The 22,671-nt window shown below is 59.9% G+C and carries 22 protein-coding genes and 1 other RNA gene; 14 read left to right on the forward strand and 9 right to left on the reverse strand.

Annotation, left to right across the window (positions count from 1 at the left end; all coding sequences use genetic code 11):
- Nucleotides 1-167 precede the first annotated feature (167 nt).
- The 3 genes from rpmE to EDF70_RS02150 all read left to right on the forward strand — a co-directional run bounded on the left by rpmE (nucleotide 168) and on the right by EDF70_RS02150 (nucleotide 2,880).
- Nucleotides 168-389: a 50S ribosomal protein L31 gene (gene rpmE / locus EDF70_RS02140; protein ID WP_132271598.1), complete on the forward strand. Its 222-nt coding sequence runs from the start codon at nucleotides 168-170 to the stop codon at nucleotides 387-389.
- A gap of 441 nt (nucleotides 390-830) precedes the next feature.
- Entirely contained in the window at nucleotides 831-1,400 is a 570-nt protein-coding gene (locus EDF70_RS02145; RefSeq protein WP_207908211.1) for an AAA family ATPase, read from the forward strand.
- A gap of 58 nt (nucleotides 1,401-1,458) precedes the next feature.
- Entirely contained in the window at nucleotides 1,459-2,880 is a 1,422-nt protein-coding gene (locus tag EDF70_RS02150; RefSeq protein WP_132271599.1) for a M20 family metallopeptidase, read from the forward strand.
- A gap of 90 nt (nucleotides 2,881-2,970) precedes the next feature.
- On the opposite strand, the gene EDF70_RS02155 is transcribed toward EDF70_RS02150, so the two are convergent.
- The 3 genes from EDF70_RS02155 to EDF70_RS02165 all read right to left on the reverse strand — a co-directional run bounded on the left by EDF70_RS02155 (nucleotide 2,971) and on the right by EDF70_RS02165 (nucleotide 5,375).
- The gene (locus EDF70_RS02155) at nucleotides 2,971-3,480 is read right to left on the reverse strand and encodes a DUF1465 family protein (protein ID WP_132271600.1); all 510 of its coding nucleotides are present in this window, start codon (nucleotides 3,478-3,480) and stop codon (nucleotides 2,971-2,973) included.
- A gap of 360 nt (nucleotides 3,481-3,840) precedes the next feature.
- Entirely contained in the window at nucleotides 3,841-4,032 is a 192-nt protein-coding gene (locus EDF70_RS02160) for a DUF1192 domain-containing protein (protein WP_132271601.1), read from the reverse strand.
- A gap of 47 nt (nucleotides 4,033-4,079) precedes the next feature.
- Nucleotides 4,080-5,375: an MFS transporter gene (locus EDF70_RS02165; protein WP_132271602.1), complete on the reverse strand. Its 1,296-nt coding sequence runs from the start codon at nucleotides 5,373-5,375 to the stop codon at nucleotides 4,080-4,082.
- A 197-nt stretch (nucleotides 5,376-5,572) separates the two neighbouring features.
- Here EDF70_RS02165 and EDF70_RS29885 point away from each other — a divergent pair, with 197 nt between their 5' ends.
- Nucleotides 5,573-5,734: a hypothetical protein gene (locus EDF70_RS29885; protein ID WP_165931922.1), complete on the forward strand. Its 162-nt coding sequence runs from the start codon at nucleotides 5,573-5,575 to the stop codon at nucleotides 5,732-5,734.
- 162 nt (nucleotides 5,735-5,896) lie between these two features.
- Entirely contained in the window at nucleotides 5,897-8,083 is a 2,187-nt protein-coding gene (locus EDF70_RS02170) for a TonB-dependent siderophore receptor (protein ID WP_132271603.1), read from the forward strand.
- Nucleotides 8,084-8,196: 113 nt separating this feature from the next.
- On the opposite strand, the gene EDF70_RS02175 is transcribed toward EDF70_RS02170, so the two are convergent.
- Together EDF70_RS02175 and EDF70_RS02180 are read right to left on the reverse strand one after the other, a co-directional pair.
- The gene (locus tag EDF70_RS02175) at nucleotides 8,197-9,228 is read right to left on the reverse strand and encodes a class I fructose-bisphosphate aldolase (RefSeq protein WP_132271604.1); all 1,032 of its coding nucleotides are present in this window, start codon (nucleotides 9,226-9,228) and stop codon (nucleotides 8,197-8,199) included.
- Nucleotides 9,229-9,461: 233 nt separating this feature from the next.
- The gene (locus EDF70_RS02180) at nucleotides 9,462-10,661 is read right to left on the reverse strand and encodes a phosphoglycerate kinase (protein ID WP_132271605.1); all 1,200 of its coding nucleotides are present in this window, start codon (nucleotides 10,659-10,661) and stop codon (nucleotides 9,462-9,464) included.
- 301 nt (nucleotides 10,662-10,962) lie between these two features.
- Between EDF70_RS02180 and EDF70_RS02185 the strand changes: the two genes are divergently transcribed.
- From EDF70_RS02185 to EDF70_RS02195, 3 genes are all read left to right on the forward strand, one after another.
- Nucleotides 10,963-12,627: a GGDEF and EAL domain-containing protein gene (locus EDF70_RS02185; protein ID WP_165931923.1), complete on the forward strand. Its 1,665-nt coding sequence runs from the start codon at nucleotides 10,963-10,965 to the stop codon at nucleotides 12,625-12,627.
- Between the two features lie 83 nt (nucleotides 12,628-12,710).
- Nucleotides 12,711-12,944 carry an AbrB/MazE/SpoVT family DNA-binding domain-containing protein gene (locus tag EDF70_RS02190; protein WP_132271607.1) on the forward strand — a complete coding sequence of 78 codons (234 nt, stop codon included), beginning with the start codon at nucleotides 12,711-12,713 and terminating at the stop codon, nucleotides 12,942-12,944.
- Nucleotides 12,941-13,345 carry a type II toxin-antitoxin system VapC family toxin gene (locus tag EDF70_RS02195; protein WP_132271608.1) on the forward strand — a complete coding sequence of 135 codons (405 nt, stop codon included), beginning with the start codon at nucleotides 12,941-12,943 and terminating at the stop codon, nucleotides 13,343-13,345. Before EDF70_RS02190 ends, EDF70_RS02195 begins: the two co-directional genes overlap by 4 nt.
- Nucleotides 13,346-13,358: 13 nt before the next feature.
- On the opposite strand, the gene EDF70_RS02200 is transcribed toward EDF70_RS02195, so the two are convergent.
- On the reverse strand, nucleotides 13,359-15,188 hold the full coding sequence (locus EDF70_RS02200) for a potassium/proton antiporter (protein ID WP_132271609.1): 1,830 nt from the start codon (nucleotides 15,186-15,188) through the stop codon (nucleotides 13,359-13,361).
- A gap of 347 nt (nucleotides 15,189-15,535) precedes the next feature.
- Between EDF70_RS02200 and EDF70_RS02205 the strand changes: the two genes are divergently transcribed.
- The 3 genes from EDF70_RS02205 (at nucleotide 15,536) to EDF70_RS02215 (ending at nucleotide 17,318) form a co-directional block, all read left to right on the forward strand.
- Nucleotides 15,536-16,165, forward strand: a complete 630-nt coding sequence (locus tag EDF70_RS02205) for a GntR family transcriptional regulator (RefSeq protein WP_132271610.1) — start codon at nucleotides 15,536-15,538, stop codon at nucleotides 16,163-16,165.
- A 119-nt stretch (nucleotides 16,166-16,284) separates the two neighbouring features.
- Nucleotides 16,285-16,875, forward strand: a complete 591-nt coding sequence (locus EDF70_RS02210) for a biotin transporter BioY (protein WP_132271611.1) — start codon at nucleotides 16,285-16,287, stop codon at nucleotides 16,873-16,875.
- Nucleotides 16,872-17,318: a DUF1284 domain-containing protein gene (locus EDF70_RS02215; RefSeq protein ID WP_132271612.1), complete on the forward strand. Its 447-nt coding sequence runs from the start codon at nucleotides 16,872-16,874 to the stop codon at nucleotides 17,316-17,318. The genes EDF70_RS02210 and EDF70_RS02215 overlap by 4 nt, the downstream gene beginning before the upstream one ends.
- 352 nt (nucleotides 17,319-17,670) lie before the next feature.
- On the opposite strand, the gene gap is transcribed toward EDF70_RS02215, so the two are convergent.
- A complete protein-coding gene (gene gap / locus EDF70_RS02220; protein WP_132271613.1) occupies nucleotides 17,671-18,681 on the reverse strand; it encodes a type I glyceraldehyde-3-phosphate dehydrogenase in 1,011 nt (336 codons plus the stop codon).
- Between the two features lie 82 nt (nucleotides 18,682-18,763).
- Nucleotides 18,764-20,737: a transketolase gene (gene tkt / locus EDF70_RS02225; RefSeq protein WP_132271614.1), complete on the reverse strand. Its 1,974-nt coding sequence runs from the start codon at nucleotides 20,735-20,737 to the stop codon at nucleotides 18,764-18,766.
- 325 nt (nucleotides 20,738-21,062) lie between these two features.
- On the opposite strand from tkt, the gene EDF70_RS02230 reads away from it, so the two are divergent.
- The 3 genes from EDF70_RS02230 (at nucleotide 21,063) to ssrS (ending at nucleotide 22,004) form a co-directional block, all read left to right on the forward strand.
- Entirely contained in the window at nucleotides 21,063-21,335 is a 273-nt protein-coding gene (locus EDF70_RS02230; protein WP_132271615.1) for a DUF4164 domain-containing protein, read from the forward strand.
- Between the two features lie 19 nt (nucleotides 21,336-21,354).
- A complete protein-coding gene (locus EDF70_RS02235; RefSeq protein ID WP_132271616.1) occupies nucleotides 21,355-21,735 on the forward strand; it encodes a cell division protein ZapA in 381 nt (126 codons plus the stop codon).
- 110 nt (nucleotides 21,736-21,845) lie between these two features.
- A non-coding RNA gene (ssrS, locus tag EDF70_RS02240) (6S RNA) lies at nucleotides 21,846-22,004 on the forward strand.
- Nucleotides 22,005-22,357: 353 nt separating this feature from the next.
- Here ssrS and EDF70_RS02245 read toward each other — a convergent pair.
- On the reverse strand, nucleotides 22,358-22,666 hold the full coding sequence (locus tag EDF70_RS02245) for a type II toxin-antitoxin system RelB/DinJ family antitoxin (RefSeq protein ID WP_132271617.1): 309 nt from the start codon (nucleotides 22,664-22,666) through the stop codon (nucleotides 22,358-22,360).
- Nucleotides 22,667-22,671: the final 5 nt, after the last annotated feature.

Consider the following 22,671-nt stretch of genomic DNA (forward strand, 5'->3'; position numbering starts at 1 on the left):
TCAGGTGCCGACGGTCGGTTGCAGGCACTTGTACTCTCGGTGACCTTCCTGTATAGGCTCCGCATCAAATTGGGAAGCTCGGATCGAAGGTCGGTCCTGGCTTCAATTTATCGTTCAGGGCTCGGCGCTTCACCGTGACAAATGAGCCCTCTATCAGGAAGAGTGTCATGAAGGCCAGCATCCATCCCGACTACCACGTCATCAAGGTCGTCATGACCGACGGTACCGAATACGAAACCCGCTCGACCTGGGGTTCGGAAGGTCAGGTCATGAACCTGGAAATCGACCCGAAGTCGCACCCGGCCTGGACCGGCGGCAACCAGCAGATGCTGGACCGCGGCGGCCGCGTTTCCAAGTTCAACAAGCGTTTCGGCGGCCTCGGCCTCTAATTTCTGCTTGTTACTTGAATGCAAGAAGCCTGGCGGAAGCCGGGCTTTTTTGCGTTTGGGATTTCACCAAAAGCATGACTGGCTTGGCAATTGCATTTGAGTGCAATTTTAAATTGTGATTGATTGTCGGCTCGTCTTCCGCAGCGAAAGCAGATGCGCATTGCCAGGGCGCACCGGGGAGGATGGGCCGCTCCGGCCTTTAGGCGAAGGCCTCGCTGCTGAACTGGAGATGATCTATGTGGTTGATACCATTTAGTATCACTCTCACGATACGAAAAACCCGCACGAGCTGGCTAATGACCGCGCGGGTTCAATTCATCGTGTGAGAGCGGGGAGGCAGGGTTTTCGCCCTGTCTCCTCCTCCAGCAATATAAGCGCAGAGCAGGTTTTCGGCAAGTCTGGCGCCGCGGCGGCTGCAGGCGATCTCGGGAGGTTATGAACTTGGACAGTTTGCATCAATCCTCGCAAAACCTGCGCGCGCTGATCATGGGTAATGGTGGTTCCGGCAAGACATGGCTTGCAAGAGAACTTGGTCTGTTGCTCGACCGCACCCCCGCGCATCTGGACAACATCCATTGGGAGCCGGGCGGCTGTGGTGTGGCGCGTGACCGGCAACAGGTGATTGCCGATGTCGAATCGGTGGTGGGGCTGGATCGCTGGCTGATCGAGGGGGTGTATGGGCGCTATATCGATATCGCGCTTACCCGGGCGACACTGGTTGTCTGGCTCGACCTGCCGGAAGAGGCCTGTATCGCCAATATTCGTGAGCGTGGCCCGCAATATAGCGAGAGCGAGGCAGCGCTCGAAGAGCTGATTGTCTGGGTTGCCGATTACCGCGTGCGCCAGAACAACTGGAACTCCTATGAGCGCCATCTAGCGATGTTCGAGCGTTATGCGGGGCCGAAATTCCGGCTTTTGGACCGCAATGACGTGGGCAGCTGGCTGGCGAATTTTGCCGACGGTCTGCGCCGGGCCGGCCCCAAATCCGCAAACGAGGCAATTTTATCCTAGCTTCCGCATCTTTCGCAGGGCTACAGTTCCTGCAATCAAAACAACACGGAGCGGGACGATGGATGCAGAAAATACGGTTCAGGATCAATCACATGTCGATACACGGGCGGCTGTTCTTGCCCGCGCCGAACGTTATTTCGACGACGGTGATTTCCTCGCGGACCTGACCCGTCTCGTCGCCATCCGCAGCGAAAGCCAGGATCCCGCGAAAGCGCCGTATCTGATGGAGTACCTGACCGACGCGATAGAACCGATGTTGCGCGAGATGGATTTTCAGACGCAGATCTTTGACAATCCGCTGCCCGGCGGTGCGCCGCTTCTGGTTGGCTCGCGCATCGAAGATCCGGCGCTGAAAACCGTGCTGATCTATGGTCATGGCGATGTCTGCAATCCGCAGGAAGGTTTTTGGCGCGAGGGGCTGTCGCCGTTCGATATCGTCGTTGAAGGCGACCGCATCTATGGGCGCGGCACGGCCGACAACAAGGTGCAGCACCTGATCAACTTTCGTGCCCTCGGCTTTCTCCTCACGGAGCGCGGAAAGCTCGGCTTCAACGTCAAGGTGATCGTGGAAATGTCGGAGGAGACCGGGTCGGCCGGTCTTCGCGAGTTTTTTCGCGCCAACAAGGATCTGCTGAAATCCGATGTGCTGATCGCCTCCGATGGTCCCCGCCTGCAGGCTGATACTGCCACCGTGTTCATGGGGTCGCGTGGTGCCATCAATTTCGAACTTGTCGCCGATTTTCGCGAAGGTGCCTATCACTCGGGCAATTTTGGCGGGTTGATCTCCGATCCGGCGATCGTTTTGCTGCATGCCATCGCCTCGATCACCGATGCGCGCGGGCAGATCCATGTGCCGGAATGGCGGCCGACCTCATTGACACCGGACGTGCGTGACGCGCTTTCCGGTCTGCCGATGGGCAGCGATGGCCCGCCGGTGGAGGAAAACTGGGGCGAGGAGGGTCTGACGCCGGCCGAGCGTGCTTTTGGCTGGAACAGTTTTGCCGTGCTTGCCATGACCAGCGGCGTACCGGACTGCCCGCTCAATGCCATTGCCGGCGTGGCGCGCGCCACCTGCCAGTTGCGCTTCGTGGTCGGTACCGACGCGGATGAAATTCTGCCGGCCCTTCGGCGCCATCTCGATGCGGCCGGTTTTGAACGCGTTGTGATTCGCGCCGTCAACAACGACATCTTTCAGGCTACGCGTGTTTCGCCCGACCACCCCTGGGTCCGGCTTGTCACCGGATCGCTGGAGCGGACGGAGGGCAGGCCGCCGCACGTTCTGCCCAATCTTGCCGGCTCGCTGCCCAATGATGCGTTTTCGGAAATCCTCGGCCTGCCGACGGTCTGGGTGCCGCACAGTTATGGCGGCTGCTGCCAGCATGCACCCAATGAACATGTGCTCGGATCGCTGTCGAAATCGGCTTTGCGCAACATGGCCGGCATCTTTGCCGATATCGCCGAGAGTGGCGGGCCTTCCTAGCCGCTGGCGGATTAAGACCCGATTCAGCATAAAAAAAAGCGGACCGAGGTCCGCTTTGAAAAATTTGTGCTTGGATGCGTAGAAAGTAGATCAGCTCGAGAAGGCGGTGCTCAGCAGGTTCAGCTGGGCGCGCACGCCGTTTTCGTTATCGGGCAGCTTGGCTTCGCCCGGACGGTAGATCTCGCGATCAAGAATGGCGATACGGTTCTGCAGGCGCAGCGAGCGTTCGACCAGATCACGGAAACCTTCCGGAAGATCATTCCAGCCCGGAGCGTTGCGATCGACGTTGAAGCCGTCGAGGCGAACCTTGCTCTTTTCGGAAATGACCTGATCGCGGCTCATCTCGCCGTTGTTGACCGCACGCTGCAGCAGAAGCCAGGAGGCCATCTGCATCAGGCGGGTGGTCAGCCGCATGGATTCGGCTGCATAAAGCACCGATGCCATGCGCGGCAGAACCTTGGATGCGGCGCGGCCCGTGCCATCCAGGTAACCGGCGGTTTCTTCCACCAGCGACATGCCTTCAGAATACAGAGCCTTGAACTGCGACGAAGACGCCGCGCGGCCTGCGAAACTGACGGTATTCAATACCTGTTCTGACATGGGATTCATCCTGCTAACGCATCAACTTGATCAGGCAATGACGAAAGCAGTAAAAAGGTTCCGCTGTCGTCTGTCTTCCGCATCAAGATGGTACTGATAGCTTAAATCCGCAAGCCAATTCTTAAGGAAGGGTTAATTCCCACAGGATAGGTGCGCAAACCCAAAAAAAAGAGCCGCAAAGGCGGCTCTCAAGGTAAAACAGGGAGAAAATCAGACCACTTCACCGGTTGGTAAAAACTGCCTGACACCAGAAGAACTGGATGTGCACAGTAATGAATTATAATGCTTAATGTTCGGTTAAAGCCGCAGCATTTGATGTTGTTTTTATCCATTGTTCTGTGATCTGGCAGTCACTCTGCTTCAGGATCGGAACAGGTTTTCCGCAGCTGCCTTGCCGGATGCCTTCGTCGCCTTCTCCGCCTCCAGCCTTGCGATCTCCTCGCGCAGCAAAGTGACCCGCTTGTCGAGTTCATCGACCGACAGGGTGGAGAGATCCTGGCCGATTTCATGGGCAACAGGTTTTTTCGGACGGTCGTCGTCAAGAAAGGTCATGGTTTCCTCCCGTATTGACCTCGTCGTCATCTGCGTTCGCCAAACAATCAGGCCGTGGTGCGGCGCTGCTCCTCCGCGCTTTCACCGGTCGCCGTGTCCGTTTCGGTATTGGCGCGCGGATCGAGCGCCAGACCTTCCGGTGTGCCGAGAAGGGCGCTGCCGGCAGGCGCGGTCGTATAGTTGTCGCGCTCGTCCGCCGGTATGGCTGCGCGGATGCGGCTGCGGATGATCGCGTAGACGGTAATCAGTATATGCGCGCCGGCGGTGACGGCAAACAGCGCGTGCGGGCCGAGTACCGTCATGACCGAACCGCCCAGTGTCGGGCCGATGATCGTGCCGATACCGTAAAGCAGCAGCAGGCCGCCGGAAACCTTCACGAAGTCTTCGGGCGCGGCGAAGTCGTTGGCATGGGCGACCGCGATCGGATAAAGCGCGTTGGCCATGGCGCCATAGACGGCGACGATGATGATGATGGCGGTGACATTGGTCGGCTGCACCAGCAGCATGATCAGAGCGGCAAATGCGGCGGCGGCCGAAAGGCCAGCCAGAACATAACGGCGGTCCATGCGGTCGGACAGGCGGCCGGCCGGAAACTGAATGATGGCGCCGGCAAAGATGGTGATCGATACCATGGTGGCGATCGAGGTCTGATCCAGTCCGGCGCGGGCGCCGAACACGGCGCCGAGCGTGCCATAGGCGCCGTTGGCGATGCCGATCAGCAGGATGCCGATAAAGGCGATGGGCGAGTGGCTGTAGAGATCGGGCAGATCCAGCCGCACGCGTTTGAGCGGTTGCGGCGAGGCGGCCTTGGACAGCGTGGTCGGCAGCTGCGCCACGCAGTAAAGAATGCCGCAGAGCATGAACAGAAGCGGCGTCGAGACATCGGCGAACATCACCATCATCTGGCCGCCGACCACGCCGAACAGGGTGATGGCGATATAGAAGGAAAAGATCGCGCCGCGGCTCTCATTGGTGGCGCGCTCGTTCAGCCAGCTTTCGATGATCATCGAGGTGCCGGCAGTGCAGAAGCCGGTAATGGCGCGCAGGGTCAGCCATGCGGTCTGATCGACCATGATGCCGGTCAGCAGCACGTTGAGGCAGATGAGGCCGAGAAAACCGGAAAAGGCCCGCACATGGCCGATGCGGCGCACCACATTCGGCGCCACGAAACAGCCGATCACAAAACCGGCGGCCCAGGACGTGCCGAGAAAGCCGAGCGCTTCGTTGGAATAGCCTTCCAGAGAGCCGCGCAGCGGCAGCAGAAGACCTTGCAGGCCATTGCCGAGAAAGAGGAAAAGCGTGCCGGAGAGAAGGGCGAGGACAGGCAGAAGATTGCGTCTCATGCGTATGTTCGACCGTAATTTCGTGTGTCAGCACGCCCGACCTTGAACGGTGATCGAGCAGCGAATGGAAGGCCGCCGGACTATAGGATGAGAGTTATGAAAAAATTCGTTCCGAATCCCGCCGCCTCAGCCTATCTGTGGTCGATCTAAAAAATGTCCAGCCTGTGGCGGACACATAAGAAACACGCCGGATCCGCATGACAAAGATTATCGGACTGCTGCTGCTGGCCGCCATGGTGGTGCAGGTCATCAAACCGCTCGGCCTTCCGGGGCTGAAGCGCCGCGCCGATTTCTGGAAACTGGCGGTGCTTGCATTTGTGTTGTGGGCGGTGACGTTGCTGTTGCGGGATTTTACGTAAAGCCACGTCGAGCATTCTGTCGGCTGCCTAAAATTGTGGCGCTTCCGCCACAATCGATGAGAGAGCTAACCCCTGTACAGAAACGGTAAGGAAACAGGAGTTTCTTGTCGACTTTAGGCTGACATAAGGGCCCCAGTTTGATCAGGTGGGGTTTATTTGTTCATGGCACGATCGCTTTCTTTTAAGGTTTTTCTTGGCATTTCCGTTTCTTCTCTCGTCCTTGTCGCCGCAGCGCGGGCACAGGATCAGCAGGGAACTGTTCTTGAAACGATCGAGGTTCAAGGCACGGCGGGCACATCCGTTCGCGAAAAAAGTGCTGCCGCAACAGGTCCTGTGAAGGGATACGTCGCGACGCAGAGCACAGCCGGCACCAAAACGACGACGCCGTTGATCGAAACGCCGCAGTCAATTTCCGTGATCACCACGCAGCAGCTTGAAGATCGCGGCGTGCAGAATCTGGGCGAAGCGCTGGGCTATACGGCGGGTGTCGTCGCCGCGCCTTTCGGCAATGACACGCGCTATTTCAATCCGCTCATGCGTGGCTTTGAAGCGGTAGACAGCATCTACATCAACTCCTTCCGCTTCATCCGCGATTTTGGCGCGCTGTCCTTCGAGCCTTACGGCCAGGAACGCATCGAAGTCATCAAGGGGCCGGCTTCGGTGCTTTACGGTCAGGGTGAACCGGGCGGTCTAATCAACCTGGTTGCCAAACGCCCGACCTTCGAAAAGTTCGGCGAGGTCGGCGTGGAGTTCGGCAGCAACAACCGCTACCAGATCAAGCTGGATGCCGGCGATGTGCATGACGACGTCGTTTCCTATCGCATCACTGCGCTCGGCCGCCTTGCCGATGGCCAGCAGGATTTCACCAGCGATGACCGCCTGTATCTCGCGCCTTCCATCACCTGGGCACCGGACGAGGATACATCGCTGACGCTTCTTGGCTCGCTGCAGCGGGACACCGGTACGTCGCCGCTCGGCCTGCCACAGGCCGGCACGCTGGATTTCAACCCGAACGGTATCATTCCGGTCAACCGTTACATCGGCGAGCCCGATTTCAACGACAACAAGAGCCTGCTGGCGACGGTGGGGTATGAGTTCAAGCATCGTTTCAACGAAACCTTCGAGTTCCGCCAGAACGCGCAGTACCTGTCGTTCGATGCCGATTTCAACAACCTCTACTATTCGTCGCTGGGTGCCGATATGCGCACGGTCAATCGCGGCGTGAGCGTCCAGTCGGAAAACACCGACAGCTTTGGCATCGACAACCAGATCGAGGCAAAATTCGAAACCGGTGCGCTTGAGCACACGGCGATCTTCGGCCTTGATTACCGTTATTATACTCAGGACCGGTCATCGCTGTTCGATAGCGTCGGCTCGATCGACGTCTTCAATCCGGTCTACGGCTCGCCATTGAATTACAATGTGGCGCTGACTGATTACATGGACCATCGCCTGCAACAGGTCGGCATCTACGCGCAGGATCAGATTGCGGTCGACAGGCTTCGCCTGACATTTGGTCTTCGTCAGGACTGGTCGGACATCCGGGGTAATGTTTTCGATGGCGGACGAAACACGACGACGATCACGCGAAACAAGGACCACGCGCTGACCGGCCGTGCAGCAGCACTCTATCTCTTTGATAACGGTCTGGCGCCTTACATCAGCTATTCGACCTCGTTCAACCCGCAGCCCGGTGCCAACACGACAACCGGCGAGTTGCTCGCTGCTTCTGAAGGCGAGATGATCGAGGCCGGTCTCAAGTTTCAGCCCGAGGGTTGGAACAGCATGTTGACCGCCAGTGTCTATCAGTTGACGAAGACCAACATCACCGGCACCGTGCGTGACGCAAGCGGGGCTCGCGTCACGCAGCAGGTCGGCGAGGCGGAATCGCGTGGCTTCGAGCTTGAAGCCACGACCAGCCTTGCAGAAGGGCTGGATCTGCTTGCGAGCTACACCTACAGCGACAGCCAGATCACCACCGGTGGTTTCGAGTTCGATAGCGTTACCTCTACATCCGTTCTGACCACGGGCAACCAGCTGGCGAATATCCCCGAGCATTCGGCAGCGCTTTGGGTGGGTTATACGTTCCCGCAGGATACGGCGCTCGAAGGTCTGAAACTGGGTGCCGGCGCGCGTTACATTGGCGAGCGTTATGGCAACAACACCAATTCGATCAAGCTGTCGGATACGACCGTCTTCGATGCTTCTGTTTCCTTCGAGAAGGAAAACATCAAGGCTTCGCTGACCGTGCAGAACCTCGCCGACAAGCGTTATGCCGCAAGCTGCAATTTCGGCTGCTTCTATGGCGAAGGCCGCACGATCGTCGGTAGCCTGACATACAAGTGGTGATCGGCTGAAAGCGCGCCGGGCAGGCTGGCGCGCCGCTCTCCCCAAAACACACGAAAGCCGCCCGTTGCCGGGCGGCTTCCATGCCATTTTCCTCTCCCGGGAAACTTTTGGGCTTACGCTGCCTTTTCGAGGTCGAGCTTCCACGTGCCCTTGGCGGCAAGCGTGTTCATCTCGGCGCGGTGCTGGAAGGCGCGTTGGCCGGCTGCGACGTTTTCAGACTTGCCGCCCCAGGCCTTCAGTGCCGTTTCCTGCAGCGCGCGGCCGTAGGAATAGGTCAGAGCCCAAGGCATGTCGTAACCGGCGACCATGGCCGACAGATGCGCAGTCGCCTCTTCGGTGGACTGGCCGCCCGACAGGAAGGCGATGCCCGGCACGGCCGACGGCACGGTGGCCTTCAGAACCTTGACGGTCTTTTCGGCCACTTCCTCGACCGACGCCTTGCGGGCATTCTTGCCGTCGATGATCATGTTCGGCTTGAGGATCATGCCTTCGAGATTGACGCGGGCGTCATAAAGATCGTTGAAGACGATGCGCAGCACGTTTTCGGTCACGGCGGCACAGGTGTCGATCGAGTGATTGCCCGGCTTGCCGTCCATCAGCACTTCCGGCTCAACGATCGGCACGATGCCGGCTTCCTGGCAGAGAGCCGCGTAACGGGCGAGCGCTTGCGAATTGGCCTTGACCGAGCTCAGCGTCGGAAGGTTTTCAGCCGTGTTGATGGCGATGACGCCGCGCCATTTGGCAAAGCGTGCGCCGGCCTTGTAATAGTTTGCAAGGCGTTCGCGCAGGCCATCAAGACCTTCGGTGATGGTTTCGCCCGGATGCGCGGCCATCGGCTTGGCGCCGATATCGACCTTGATGCCCGGCAGGGAGCCGGCAGCCTTGATCAGGTCAACGAACGGCGTGCCATCGGCTGCTTTCTGGAACAGCGTTTCTTCGTAAAGGATGACGCCGGAGATGCAGTTCTTCATGGCCGCATCGGTGCGAAACAGCATTTCGCGGTAATCGCGGCGGCTGGTCTCGGTCGACTCAAGGTTGATCGAGTCAAAACGCTTCTTGATCGTCGATGTGCTTTCGTCGGCGGCCAGGAGGCCTTTGCCGTTTGCAACCATCTGTACGGCAATGTCTTCGAGGCGTTCGGTCATCTTAGTCTCCCGGGGCTGATAAAAGCTGATATTTCGGCCATAACAGAAGAATAGGGCAGGAAAAACAGGGAGCTAATTGTTTGAAACGATTAAAATTATTTCAATCGTTTAAAATATCTAAAATTTTTGAATGTGCTTGTTAAAAAAGGAGAGCAGCCTATTTTAGCCGCTCTCCTGCTCGCTATGGCTGCGAACATCCGCCCATCATGATGGCGTTTGCGCCAGTCTTGGGCTCAGGCCTTCTTGAGGACTTCGACGCCGGGTAAGACCTTGCCTTCCATCCATTCCAGGAATGCGCCACCGGCTGTGGACACGTAAGTGAAATCGTCTGCCACGCCCGCATGGTTCAGGGCGGCCACGGTATCACCGCCACCGGCAACCGATGTCAGTTCGCCGGCCTTGGTGCGGGTTGCCGCGAACTTGGCGGCCGCGACGGTCGCGGTGTCGAAGGGGGCGATTTCGAAGGCGCCGAGCGGGCCGTTCCAGACCAGCGTCTTGGCCTTGCCGATCCATTCACTGATGGCTTCCACCGTCTTCGGGCCGACGTCGAGGGCCATGGCATCGGCCGGGATGGCGTCGATGGCGACCGTTTCATTGGCGGCATGGGCCTTGAACTCGCGGGCGACGACGACATCGACCGGCAGCACGATGGCGCAGCCAGCAGATTCGGCTTCCGCCATGATCGCCTTTGCGGTTTCGCCGAGATCATGTTCGCACAGCGACTTGCCGACATCGATGCCTTTCGCGGCGATGAAGGTGTTGGCCATGCCGCCGCCGATGACGAGGCAATCGACCTTCTTCACGAGGTTCTGCAACAGGTCGATCTTGGTGGAAACCTTGGCGCCGCCAACGATGGCGACAGTCGGGCGCACCGGCGTTCCGAGGCCGGCCTGCAGCGCTTCAAGCTCGGCCTGCATGGTGCGGCCGGCATAAGCGGGCAGGTGGCGGGCGAGGCCTTCGGTGGAGGCATGGGCGCGGTGGGCGGCGGAAAACGCGTCGTTGACAAAGATGTCGCCGTTCTTGGCCAGTTCCTCGGTGAAGAGGGGATCGTTCTTTTCCTCGCCCTTGTGGAAGCGGGTGTTTTCCAGAAGCAGGATATCGCCGTCCTTCATCGAGGAGACGGCGTCTGCGGCATCCGGGCCGATGCAATCGGCGCCAAACAGGATCTTGTCGCCCAGCACTTCATTGACGGCGGAAACGATCAGCGACAGCGACATGTCGGCAACCGGCTCACCTTTCGGGCGGCCGAAATGGGCGAGCAGAATGACCTTGGCGCCCTTTTTCGACAGTTCCAGAATGGTCGGCGCGACGCGCTCGATACGGGTCTTGTCGCTGACCTTGCCGTCTGCCATCGGCACGTTGAGGTCGACGCGCACAAGAACGCGTTTTCCTGCGATGTCGGAGAGGTCGTCGAGAGTCTTGAAGGCCGCCATATCGTCAATCCATATGTTTACGGGTTGGAATTTCGACGCGGACCATACTATCCTTGGAGACGGACGCAAGGAGCCAGGTCAAGCCGGTGCCAGCTTCGGCAGCGTAAAATCACGCGCGAGCGCCGACAATCTGCCGTGTATGCGGGATGTGCATTTTTGTCGCACAGGGCCGTTAACGGAATTCCCATGAAACCGGTGTGTAATGGGGTGGATGGCGCAAGTGCGGGCCGGATCGGAATGGTGCAGCAGTCGCTGTGCAGGACGACGGTTCACAAGGCAAGGCGCGCCAAGCGAGGTATTAATGGCCGGTCGGTCAAATCAGAAGGATACAGCCGGCGATGCAGCGCCGGTCGGAACGGTTGCCGGTGAGTTCGACGATCGCCGTCTTCTCGATATCCTTCCCGCGCTGATCGGCTACATGGATGCCGACCTGCGTCTTCTCTACATCAACAAGACCTATGCCGACTGGCGCAATATCGACCCGCAAACGGTGATCGGCAAACATGCGCGCGAAGTGGTGGGACCTGAAAACTACGGTGCCATTCGCGACCGGCTGGAAGCCGCCCAGAAAGGCACAGCCGTCTCCTTCGAATACGACCTGATGTCACGCGGGAAAAAGCGCCGTGTGCAGGCGCAATACGTTCCGGATTTCGACCCCGACGGCAAGGTGCGTGGTGTGCTCGCGCATGTGGCCGATCTCGGCCGGCAGGTGGACCTGCACCAGCGTGTCGCCGAAAGCCAGGCATTGTTTGAAGGTGCCTTCCAGCACTCGCCGATCGGCTTGGCGCTGGTCGATACTGCCGGCATCATCCTGCGCGCCAACCGAAGTTTTGCCGAGATGCTCGGCCGCAGCGTTGCGGATATTACCGGCATCGGTTTCGGTGACATCACCCATCCCGACGATATCGATGCCGACCTTTTCCTGTTCCGGCAGGTTCTGGCCGGCCATCGCGACAGCTACAAGATCGACAAACGTTATTTGCGGCCCGATGGCGGCATTACCGAAACCAACCTGTCCGTTACCGCCATGCGCAACGATGCCGGCGAGATCGTGCGGTTCATCTCGCAGATCGTCGATCTGACGGAGCAGAAACAGGCGCAGCGGGCGATGAGCGAAATCAACGCTCAGCTGGCGGTCGCGATGGACGCCGTCAGCGGCGGATTCTGGCAGTTCGATATCGGCCAGAATGATTTCCGCATTTCCGATGGTTTGAAAACATTCATCGTCGGGCCGGGACCTGTGCCGTTCGATCTTTCCGGTTATATCCAGCGCATGGACCCGGAAGATCGCTCTGGCGCAGGGTTCGAGCGGCTGGTGGCCGGCGAGACCGACCGCGAAACGGCGGAATACCGTCTGCAGACCGTGACCGGCGAACGCTGGATGCGCTGCGAGCGCAAACTCCTGCGTGATGAAGAGGAGCGGCCGATCAAGATCATGGGCGTCGCCTTCGACATCTCGCGGGAACGCGAGCAGTTGCGGCAGACGCAGGAGCAGGCCAATCGCGACAGCCTGACCGGGCTGTTGAACCGCCGTGGGCTGGAGGCCGCGTTCGCGCTTGGCCGCGCCAGCCATGGCTGCGGCGTGCTGGCCGTCGATCTTGACGGCTTCAAGCTGGTAAACGACCGGTATGGCCACGATGCCGGCGACGAGGTTCTCATTGAGACGGCGCGGCGCCTGCGTGCGGCGGTGCGCGACACCGACCTCATCTGCCGCACCGGCGGCGACGAATTCGTGGTGGTGCTGGTGGATGCCGACGAGCCGCTGATGGATGCCATCAGCAGCCGCATCATCGAGCTGATGGGTGTGACCATGATCATCAGCTATGGCGAGGTGAAGGTGGGCAGCAGCATCGGCACCGTCTGGTATCCGAACTGGCCCGCGGGCCTGAAGGAACCGCTCGCTCGCGCCGATGGCGGGCTTTACCGCGCCAAGGCGGCGGGGAAGAATACCTGGCGGGCTGGGTGAGGTTTCTGACTGACTTCATCAAGCTTGAAAGCCGAAACCAAAAGTAATACCTGTTTTTCAGTTGGTATTACGGAGTGACAAGCATGAGCACGACGGTCACGGCAAAAGGGCAGGTAACGATCCCGAAAGCGGTGCGCGAACTGCTCGGCATCGTGCCCGGAAGCAAGGTCGATTTTCAGAGAACCGCCGATGGTAGCGTCGTCCTGAAAACGGAAGGCAGGGAAAAGCCCGTCAGCCGTTTTGAGAGCTTGCGCGGACACGCGGGCGAGGGGCTTGATACCGATGCGATCATGGCGCTGACCCGCGGTGAATCGTGACGCTCATAGACACCAATGTTTTGCTGGATCTTGTGACCGATGATCGCGTTTGGGCAGATTGGTCGATCGGACAGCTGGAAGCGGCCAGTCTTGTCGGTCCGCTGCTGATCAACGACATCGTTTATGCCGAACTCGCTGTTCGTTACGAGCGTATCGAGGATCTCGATGCTTTTCTCGAAAGTGCACAATTGATCATCAGGCCGATTCCGCGCGCGGCGCTGTTTCTGGCCGGGAAGGTTTTTACGCGGTACCGCCGTGCAGGCGGCTCTCGCACCGGTGTTCTTCCTGATTTCCTGATCGGTGCCCATGCGGCGGTTGAGAGATTGCCAGTGCTGACACGCGATATCGGTCGCTACCGCACCTATTTCCCAACCCTTACGTTGATCGCCCCGGCCGGCTAACGCAGTCCAGCCTTCACTCCCCCGTCGCCGTCTTTTCCCTTGCCCGTGCCCTATACCGTCGCAGCGCATCCCTGATCCGGTGGGCGATTTCGCGCATGTTGATGAAGATCGGCAGGACGGTTGCCGGCTCCACCGGTTCCAGCGATATGCCCACGCCGCTGATATGGTTCTGTTCATCGAGATCGCGCACGATCAGGATGATCGAGCCGAGCCGCACGCGGTCGGCATATTCGGCGTGGCCGCTCAGGCGGTTGAGGATGAGTTCGGACACCGTCATGCCCTGTTCGGCGGCGGTGATCAGGCCGGGGCCGTAGGCGGCGTCGAGTTCCTTTGCCGGACGTGACGGCGAGATGGCAAAGGCGCCAAAGAAGTCGGCGTCATCCTCTTCCACCGGCAGGCGGCTGGCAAACAGCCGGTCAAGCAGGCGCGAATAACCCGGCGCGATGAACATGTAGAGCTGGTCGTTTTCCTTCAGCCGGCCGGCATATTGATAACGCATGCTGCGGCCGTCGCGGATGACTAGCGAGGGGGTGGCCCAGCGGGGAATGCGCTCGCCGCGCAACACGGCACTGTCCTTCGCCACGCGGTAGGAGATCAGTTCGTGGTTGGCGCGGCCGGGCAGGTCGAGTTCCAGCTTGTCGACTTCGCCGATACGCGGCGGAATGATCAGCCCGAGTTTCTGGGCAACCGGCTTGATCGTCCAGCCCTGGACCAGAAGCGACACCAGCACGATGATGAAGGCGGTGTTGAAATAGACCTGACCATGCGGCACCTCGCCCATCACAGGCAGGATGGCGAGCAGGATGGAAACGGCGCCGCGCAGGCCCACCCATGCGAAAAAGCCGATTTCCTGCTGGGTGAAATCGAAGGGCAGAAGGCTCAGCCAGACGGCGATCGGGCGGGCCACAAAAATCAGGAAGAGCGCAAGGCCGATCGCCGGCAGAGCGATGTCGCCGAATTGCGAGGGTGTGGCGAGCAGGCCGAGCACGAGGAACATGATGATCTGCGCCAGCCATGTCAGCCCATCCTGAAAACGGCGGATCGCCTCCTTGGCAAAGATTTTCCGGCTGCCGGCAAAAATGCCGGCGACATAAACAGCCAGAAATCCGCTGCCGCCGAGCGTGCCGGTGAAGGAGAAGACGAGCAGCGCAAGGCCGAGCACGAAGATGGGAGCAAGGCCGCGGTCGGCGGCAAAACGGTTGACGATGGCGACGATCATCATGCCGCCGGCGAGGCCAAAGATCAGGCCGAGGCCCATTTCCTGCACGAATTCGGCAAGCAGTTCGACGTTCAGGCCGTCATAACCCTTGCCGAGGCTGACGACCTGCACCAACGACAGGGTGAGGAAAATCGCCATCGGGTCGTTGGTGCCGGATTCCACTTCGAGCGTCGAGCGCACCTTGTCGCGGATATGGATGCCGCCGATGCGCAGGAGGAAGAATACGGCGGCGGCATCGGTGGAGGCGACGATCGAGCCGAGCAGCAGGCCTTCAAGCCATGTGAAGCCGAGCAGAAGCGAGGCGGCGAAGGCAAAAATGACGGCGGTCAGCACCACGCCGACAGAGGCGAGTGCCAAAGCCGGCAAGGCGGCGATCCTGAAGGAATGCACAGAGGTGCCAAAGCCTGAGTCGAACAGGATGATCGCCAGGGCGAGCGAGCCGATCATGTAGGCGAGCGGGTTGTTGTCGAAATGGATGCCGAGGCCATCGGTGCCGGCTGCAAGGCCGATCATCAGGAAAACGAGCAGAAGCGGCGCGCCGAAGCGGAAGGCGATGAGGCTGGAAAATGCCGCTGCCAGCACCAGAACCGTGCTGACCAGCAGGATGAGATAAAATGCCTCCACTGCGTCTGTTCCCTTGTCCGCTTTCCAATGTCCGCGTCTTCACATCACTGTCGGGTTTCCGGTTATGGCATCTGCGTTGCGGCATCCGCAGAAGCGGGCCGGGCTTCGTCCGATGATAGACGAAAAACTTGCAATGCGCGTGGGTCCGGCTCGCGCCGGCGGGAATCAGGCAGTCACCGATTAGGCATGGGCAAAAGGGGCAAGAGAAGGGCGATGAGGGGATTTTTACGGAGAAAATGCGCGACCGTATTTCCAAAGCCGTTTCCGGTGCGGAAATGTCCTGAAAGCGGGTGCGGCAAATCATTGATTGCTCGACGCGTAAGCTCGCATGAATTATCTATAATTCCATGACGACAGCCAAATCAGACACGATTGCTTCCCGCATCAGCCGCACGCTTGCCGAGCGCATCATCGCCGGCGCGATCGCTGCCGGGGCAAAGCTGCGGCAGGATCATATCGCCGAGGAATTCGGTGCCAGCCATGTGCCGGTGCGTGAGGCGTTTCGCCTCTTGGAATCGCAGGGGCTTGTCGTCAGTGAGCCGCGTCGCGGCGTGCGGGTGGCAAGCTTCAGTCTCGATGAGGTTAAGGAAGTGGCGGAGATGCGGGCGGCGCTGGAAGTGCTGGCCTTGCGCCATGCGGCGCCGCATCTGACGCGCGCCATTCTCGATGCGGCGGAGGCGGCCACGCATGCCGGCGACAAGGCGGCCGACGTGCAGACCTGGGAAGAAGCGAACCGGACGTTTCACAAGCTGATCCTTGCGCCCTGCGGCATGCCGCGTCTGCTGAAAGCGATCGATGATTTGCAGATGGCCAGCGCCCGTCTGCTGTTCTCCGGCTGGCGGGCCGAATGGGAGGCGCCGACAGATCGCGATCACCGCGCCATTCTGGTGGCGCTCAGGGCCGGTGATGTCGATCAGGCCGCATCCGTCCTGGCGCGGCATGTGCAATGGGTTGGCAAGAACCCGCGTAAATCCTGATTTTTCGTTGTTATTTCAAAGTGTTCTTTTGACCGTATTGTTTGCGGCTTGCCAATTCGGCTGACCTGTGGATTCATTAGCTATAGATTATGATAATTATCTATAATTTGGAGATCCATATGAGCTACGTTTCTACCGACACCTCCCGCCCAGCTTTTAGCCCGCTTGATCTGCAGAATGCCTCGCTTGTCTGGCGCGGTTTGGCAGTGCTGCTCGGCACCGGTATTCTGGCGGCGTCGTCCTATATCGAGGTGCCGATGGTGCCCGTGCCGATCACCATGCAGACCTTTGCCGTGACCCTCATCGGTGCGCTGTATGGTTGGCGTCTGGGAGCGGCGACGGTTGTTGCATGGCTTGTCGAGGCTGCAATGGGCATGCCGGTTCTGGCGGGTGGTGCTTCGGGTCTGCTTCCCTTCATGGGGCCGACCTCTGGTTATCTGTTTTCCTTCCCGATCATCGCAGCGCTGACGGGCTTTCTGGCGGAAAAGGGCTGGAATGGTCACCGCCCGGTTTTCGCCTTCGTCGCGATGATGTTTGCCAACCTGTTGTGCCTTGCCACCGGTGGTGTCGTGCTCGCCTTCATGATCGGCGCGGAAAAGGCGTTTCTGTTCGGCGTGCTGCCCTTCCTGATCGGTGCGGCGCTGAAATCCGCGCTGGGTGCGGCAGTGCTGCATGTGCTGGCCCGTAAAGGCGCGCGCGCCGCAGCATGACGGTTCGGCTTCGTCCGCATCATCTCCTTTGCCTGCTCACCTATGTGGGCAAGGGATACACGCCGGCCTTCGTCGACAATTACGATCGCATCGCCCGCCGGCTGTCGGAGGGCGAGGGTATCGTGGTTGTCGACGGGCCGGACGATGTCTGTGCGGCGCTGCTCTGTGCGCCGGATGCCCATTGTTTTCGCGACAGCGTGCGGGTGCGCGATGCGCAGGCGGCGGCCGATGTCGGCGAGCTGCTGGACATGACGGTGTCGGCGGGTGCGCGGATCGATCTGCATCCGGCACTTCTCGCCCGCATGCGCAAGGCTTTTGCCGAGGGGGTGACGCGAAAGGCCTGTCTCGGTTGTGAATGGTCGGCGCTTTGCAGTGGTGTTGCTGCTTGCGGGTATGCGGAGGTGCGGGTGAGGGCGGTGGCTGAGGTCTGCCTTGGCATATGAGCAGGATGACCTACGAAAGAGCGGGACGCGCATATGGAGTGCAGAGTGTGCCGTTCAGCCGATCTCCCTCCTTGTGGGGGAGATGCCCGGCAGGGCAGAGGGGGGGTAATCCTGGCGCAACAGCCGCTTTTCCAGCCTTTGCCGCAACGTCGCCACCCCCCTCTGTCACTATCGTGACATCTCCCCCACATGGGGGGAGATCGAAGGGAGTGCGCTGCACCGCCACACTACACATGTGATAGTCACGAAGGAGGGCTTGCTTCCTCTCAAATCGACGCGCTTCGGAACGCAGCAATCCGCGCATAAAAAAAGGGGCACTTTCGCGCCCCTTTCGTCATCCAAAGTCGCTCGATCAGATAAGCTTTGCCAGCGCGACCGAGGTGTCGGCCATGCGGTTGGAAAAACCCCATTCGTTGTCGTACCAGGTCAGGATGCGCACGAAATTGCCTTCGAGCACCTTGGTCTGGTCGATCGCGAAGATCGAGGAATGGCTGTCGTGGTTGAAGTCGCGCGATACCAGCGGCTCTTCGGTGTAACCGAGAATGCCCTTCAGCGCGCCGTTGGAGGCGGCCTTGATGGCGTCGTTGATTTCGGCAACCGTGGTGGCCTTCTTGGCAACGAACTTGAAATCGACGACCGAAACGTTCGGGGTCGGCACGCGGATCGAGGTGCCGTCGAGGCGGCCCTTGAGGTGCGGCAGAACCAGGCCGACGGCCTTGGCGGCGCCGGTCGAGGTCGGGATCATCGACAGGGCTGCGGCGCGGGCGCGGTACAGGTCCTTATGCATGGTGTCGAGCGTCGGCTGGTCACCCGTGTAGGAGTGGATCGTGGTCATGAAACCATGATCGATGCCGACGGCGTCGTCGAGAACCTTGACCACCGGCACCAGGCAGTTGGTGGTGCACGAAGCGTTGGAGATGACCAGGTGGTCCTTGGTCAGCTGGTCGTGGTTGACGCCGAAGACGACCGTCAGGTCGGCATTGTCGCCAGGCGCCGAGATGATGACGCGCTTGGCGCCAGCCGTCAGGTGGGCAGCGGCCTTGTCGCGGCTCGTGAAGATGCCGGTGCATTCGAGCGCGATATCGACGCCGAGTTCGCCATGCGGCAGCTGGGCCGGGTCGCGAACGGCAGTGACCTTGATCGGCTTGCCGCCGGCAACGGTGATGGTGTCGCCTTCGACCTTCACTTCGGCCGGGAACTTGCCGTGGATGCTGTCGTAGCGCAGAAGATGGGCATTGGTTTCAACCGGGCCGAGGTCGTTGATGGCAACGACTTCGATGTCGGTGCGGCCGGATTCGACGATGGCGCGCAGCACGTTACGTCCGATACGGCCAAAGCCGTTAATGGCAACCTTTACAGTCATATGAAGCTTTCTCCCTGAATGGTGGGGCCTTTGTATAGGCCGAAGAGATGCCGCCCTTTTTGATTTAGGGCGGCATTCGAAATTAAATTTTGGCTTGCGCGGCAGCGACGACGGCATCCGCCGTGATGCCAAAGTGCTTGAAGACATCCTTGGCCGGGCCGGAAGCGCCAAAGCCCTTCATGCCGACAAACGTGCCTTCCGGACCGATGAACGCATCCCAGCCGTCGCGCACGCCGGCTTCGACGGCGATCTTGACCGGCGACTTGCCGAGGATTTCGGCGCGGTAGGCGTCCGGCTGTTCGAAGAACAGGTCGGTCGAGGGAACGGAAACGACGCGAACCGACGTGCCCTTTTCCTCAAGCGTCTTGGCAGCGGCAACGGCCAGCTCGACTTCCGAACCGGAAGCGAAGATCGTCACCTTGGCGTCAGCCTTGCCGGACAGGACGTAAGCACCCTTGGCCGACAGGTTCTCTTCCGAATATTCGGTGCGAACGGCGGTGAGGTTCTGGCGGGTGAGCGCCAGACCCGACGGACGATCCTTGGTGGAGACGGCGATCTGCCAGCATTCGGCAGTCTCGGTCGCATCTGCCGGGCGGAACATCATCAGGTTGGGGATGGCGCGCAGCGATGCCATCTGCTCGACCGGCTGGTGAGTCGGGCCGTCTTCGCCGACGCCGATCGAATCATGCGTCAGCACGTGGATGACGCGGATGCCCATCAACGAGGCAAGGCGGATCGGCGGGCGGCAATAATCGGAAAAGATCATGAAGCCGCCGCCGTAAGGGATCAGGCCGCCATGCAGCGCGATACCGTTCATGGCCGATGCCATGCCGTGTTCGCGAATACCCCAGTGCATGTAGCGACCGGCGAAATCGGACGGCGTGATCGAGACCATCTGGCTGGTCTTGGTGTTGTTGGACGGGGTCAGGTCGGCAGAGCCGCCGATGGTTTCCGGCAGGAAACCGTTGATGACTTCAAGCGCGTCTTCCGATGCCTTGCGGGTGGCAACGGTCGGCTTGGTGTCGGCCAGCTTCTTCTTGTAGTCGAGGATCGCGGCGTCAAAACCTTCCGGCAGGTCGCCGGCGAAACGACGGGAGAACTCGGCCTTGTTTTCTGCCTTTTCGAGACGGCCTTCCCATGCCTTGACGGCGTCAGCGGAACGGGTGCCGGCGGCGCGCCATTCTGACAGGACGTCGTTGGGAACGACGAAGGGTTCGTATTCCCAGCCCAGTGCCTTGCGGGTGGCGGCGATTTCTTCGGCGCCGAGTGGCGAGCCGTGAACCTTGTGGCTGCCGGCCTTGTTCGGAGCGCCGAAACCGATGACGGTCTTGCAGGCGATGAAGGTTGGGCGGTCGGACTTGTGGGCTTCTTCGATCGCGGCTGCAATCGCTGCCTGATCATGACCGTCGATCTGGATGGTGTTCCAGTTGACGGCCTTGAAGCGGGCGATCTGGTCGGTCGAATCCGACAGCGATACGGCGCCGTCGATGGTGATCGAGTTGTCGTCCCAGAAGAGGACCAGCTTGTTGAGCTTCAGGTGGCCGGCAAGCGCGATGGCTTCGTGGGAAATGCCTTCCATCAGGCAGCCGTCGCCGTTGATCACGTAGGTGTAGTGATCCTGCAGGTCGGAGCCGAATTCGTCAGCGAGCTTGCGCTCAGCGATCGCCATACCGACGGCATTGGCAATGCCCTGGCCGAGCGGACCGGTGGTGGTTTCGATGCCGGTGGCATGGCCGTATTCCGGGTGACCGGCGGTCTTGGAGCCGAGCTGGCGGAAGCCCTTGAGGTCTTCCACGGTCATGTCCGGGTAACCGGTTAGATAAAGCAGCGAATAAAGCAGCATCGAGCCGTGGCCGGCCGACAGCACGAAACGGTCGCGGTCAGGCCAGTTCGGCTTCAACGGGTCGAACTTCAGATATTTGGAGAACAGCACCGTTGCCACGTCGGCCATGCCCATCGGCATGCCCGGGTGGCCGGAATTCGCCTTTTCGACGGCATCCATGGCAAGGAAACGGATCGCATTTGCCATCCGGTCATTTTGTTCGCGAGAAGTCATGGCTTATCCACTATCGTCCGAGTGTCGGTCAGCAGGCCCTTCGGGCCCTGTAAAGGGAGCGCCTGATCCTTAGCAGGTGCATCGCGCAAGTCAACAAATGGGGGCATAGCGAAATCCTGCAAGTGCCGCATTTCGACGCAGCCTGCTTCAATGTCGTGCAGTCGTTTTCGGATGCTAAAAGAACTTGTCGATCCACAACATAGACGGGTTGGTAAAGGCACTGGTTTATTGACCCGCATCGAGCCGGTGCATAATCTCTCATATCTGTTGGACAGTCAGGACCTTGCGATTCGTCGCTTTCCTGCATGCACCGGGAAGACGGAAGATGCCGACGGACAAGTCGTTGGAATTTGCCATATCAGATCTGAAGTCCGCCATTGGCGGGCTGGAGAACGCAATCGACGCACGCATCGAGCGGCAACGCATGGGCGCGGAAGTCGAGGGCGAGGTGCGCCGCGTGCATGCCGATCGGGCGCGACTGGCACAGGAACTCGACCAGTCGGAGTTTCGTGCCAACCGGCTCGAAGAGGTCAATCGCGAAGTGTCGCGGCGTCTGGTCACGGCGATGGAAACCATCCGCGCCGTGCTCGATCGGTAAAGAGTGGGATTGAGCATCAATGGCGCAAGTCACGGTAACGATCGACGGCAAGGCCTACCGAATGGCCTGCGAAGAAGGCCAGGAACAGCATCTCGAGATGCTGGCCGGCCGGTTCGACCAGTATGTCGGGCATCTGAAAAGCCAGTTCGGCGAGATCGGCGATCTGAGGATCACCGTGATGGCCGGCATCATGATCATGGACGAACTGAACGAACTCAACCGCAAGATCGACAGCCTGCAGGGTGAGATCACCACGCTGCGTTCAAGCGGTGAGGGCGCAGCCGAGGACAAGGCGCGCAACGAGGCGCTGATGGTGTCTGCCGTCGAGGAACTGACGGCGCGGCTGCAGGCGATTTCTGCAAAACTTCTGTCGCGCCAGCCGGAGCCTGCCGAAGGCTGAGTTTTGCGCGAGGCGAGGGCGGTGGCGACCGTTTTCCGCCTTTGAATAAAAACAGCGCGCAATCGCTTTCCGCCACTGGCGATGTCGTCGCAGACCGCCTATATTGCATTTGCGTTCTGCGCTTCCCGACAGGAACCACAATCCCTGGGGCCATACTCGATCCAAAGGGAGCTGTCCCTGGCCAGGCCCGTGGGCTTGGACATATGGCGCCCACCTACGTTTGTAGGCACCCAGGATCGTAAACATCCATCGGTTGCCGTGGATCGCACCTGATTTTCCATTTTTGCGTGCTCGCACGTACCCGTTCCTTCTGGGGGCGGGTTCGCCGGGCTGTATTTGCCGCTAGCCGAAGATGTTGCCAAAAATGTTATCCGACCATGCCCTGCGTCAAAGGCGGTTTCGCCCTATGTCGCCATCATGACAGAGGGCAGGACATACACACCGGAACAATTGCACCGCATCTACAACGCTCATGTTCGGGTATGTGCCATGCGTGGCATCGAACTCGTCAGCGGGGAAGGCAAACAGATCGCCAAGCGGCTGTTGAGCGAGTTTACCGGCTCGGAGCCGGAGGACGATATCGTGCGGAAGTTTCTGTCGTGATACTGCGCCCAAACGAGTTTCATCGGTCGTGTGGCTCCGCCTTACGGAGTGCAGCTGCCCGTCGCTGGCGAAAAACAGCCTCCACCTCTTCGTCATCGATATCGGGGCGTTGGTCCTGCAATGCCTCCATGACCTTGCCTCGAAACCAGCTGTCGTAAGCCTCGCTATTGCTGAGGAGTTCCAGAGGCATGGCACCTTCATTCGCCGTACGGGTGAGAAGAATTCTTACCGCATCCGAAACGGTCAGGCCCATGCCGGCAAGAACTGCCGCAGCGCGATCCTTCACATCGGCATCAATGCGTGTCTGAATGAGTGCGTTCGCTGCCATGGGGA

Source organism: Neorhizobium sp. JUb45, assembly GCF_004343585.1.
Classification (GTDB): Bacteria; Pseudomonadota; Alphaproteobacteria; order Rhizobiales; family Rhizobiaceae; genus Neorhizobium.

Bases quoted from the DNA above. Each gene is read 5' to 3' on its own strand.
- rpmE (WP_132271598.1), top strand. From the start codon at position 168: ATGAAGGCCAGCATCCATCCCGACTACCACGTCATCAAGGTCGTCATG.
- EDF70_RS02150 (WP_132271599.1), top strand. From the start codon at position 1,459: ATGGATGCAGAAAATACGGTTCAGGATCAATCACATGTCGATACACGG.
- EDF70_RS02155 (WP_132271600.1), bottom strand. From the start codon at position 3,480: ATGTCAGAACAGGTATTGAATACCGTCAGTTTCGCAGGCCGCGCGGCG.
- EDF70_RS02160 (WP_132271601.1), bottom strand. From the start codon at position 4,032: ATGACCTTTCTTGACGACGACCGTCCGAAAAAACCTGTTGCCCATGAA.
- EDF70_RS02165 (WP_132271602.1), bottom strand. From the start codon at position 5,375: ATGAGACGCAATCTTCTGCCTGTCCTCGCCCTTCTCTCCGGCACGCTT.
- EDF70_RS29885 (WP_165931922.1), top strand. From the start codon at position 5,573: ATGACAAAGATTATCGGACTGCTGCTGCTGGCCGCCATGGTGGTGCAG.
- EDF70_RS02170 (WP_132271603.1), top strand. From the start codon at position 5,897: ATGGCACGATCGCTTTCTTTTAAGGTTTTTCTTGGCATTTCCGTTTCT.
- EDF70_RS02175 (WP_132271604.1), bottom strand. From the start codon at position 9,228: ATGACCGAACGCCTCGAAGACATTGCCGTACAGATGGTTGCAAACGGC.
- EDF70_RS02180 (WP_132271605.1), bottom strand. From the start codon at position 10,661: ATGGCGGCCTTCAAGACTCTCGACGACCTCTCCGACATCGCAGGAAAA.
- EDF70_RS02185 (WP_165931923.1), top strand. From the start codon at position 10,963: ATGGCCGGTCGGTCAAATCAGAAGGATACAGCCGGCGATGCAGCGCCG.
- EDF70_RS02190 (WP_132271607.1), top strand. From the start codon at position 12,711: ATGAGCACGACGGTCACGGCAAAAGGGCAGGTAACGATCCCGAAAGCG.
- EDF70_RS02205 (WP_132271610.1), top strand. From the start codon at position 15,536: ATGACGACAGCCAAATCAGACACGATTGCTTCCCGCATCAGCCGCACG.
- EDF70_RS02210 (WP_132271611.1), top strand. From the start codon at position 16,285: ATGAGCTACGTTTCTACCGACACCTCCCGCCCAGCTTTTAGCCCGCTT.
- EDF70_RS02215 (WP_132271612.1), top strand. From the start codon at position 16,872: ATGACGGTTCGGCTTCGTCCGCATCATCTCCTTTGCCTGCTCACCTAT.
- gap (WP_132271613.1), bottom strand. From the start codon at position 18,681: ATGACTGTAAAGGTTGCCATTAACGGCTTTGGCCGTATCGGACGTAAC.
- tkt (WP_132271614.1), bottom strand. From the start codon at position 20,737: ATGACTTCTCGCGAACAAAATGACCGGATGGCAAATGCGATCCGTTTC.
- EDF70_RS02230 (WP_132271615.1), top strand. From the start codon at position 21,063: ATGCCGACGGACAAGTCGTTGGAATTTGCCATATCAGATCTGAAGTCC.
- EDF70_RS02235 (WP_132271616.1), top strand. From the start codon at position 21,355: ATGGCGCAAGTCACGGTAACGATCGACGGCAAGGCCTACCGAATGGCC.
- EDF70_RS02245 (WP_132271617.1), bottom strand. From the start codon at position 22,666: ATGGCAGCGAACGCACTCATTCAGACACGCATTGATGCCGATGTGAAG.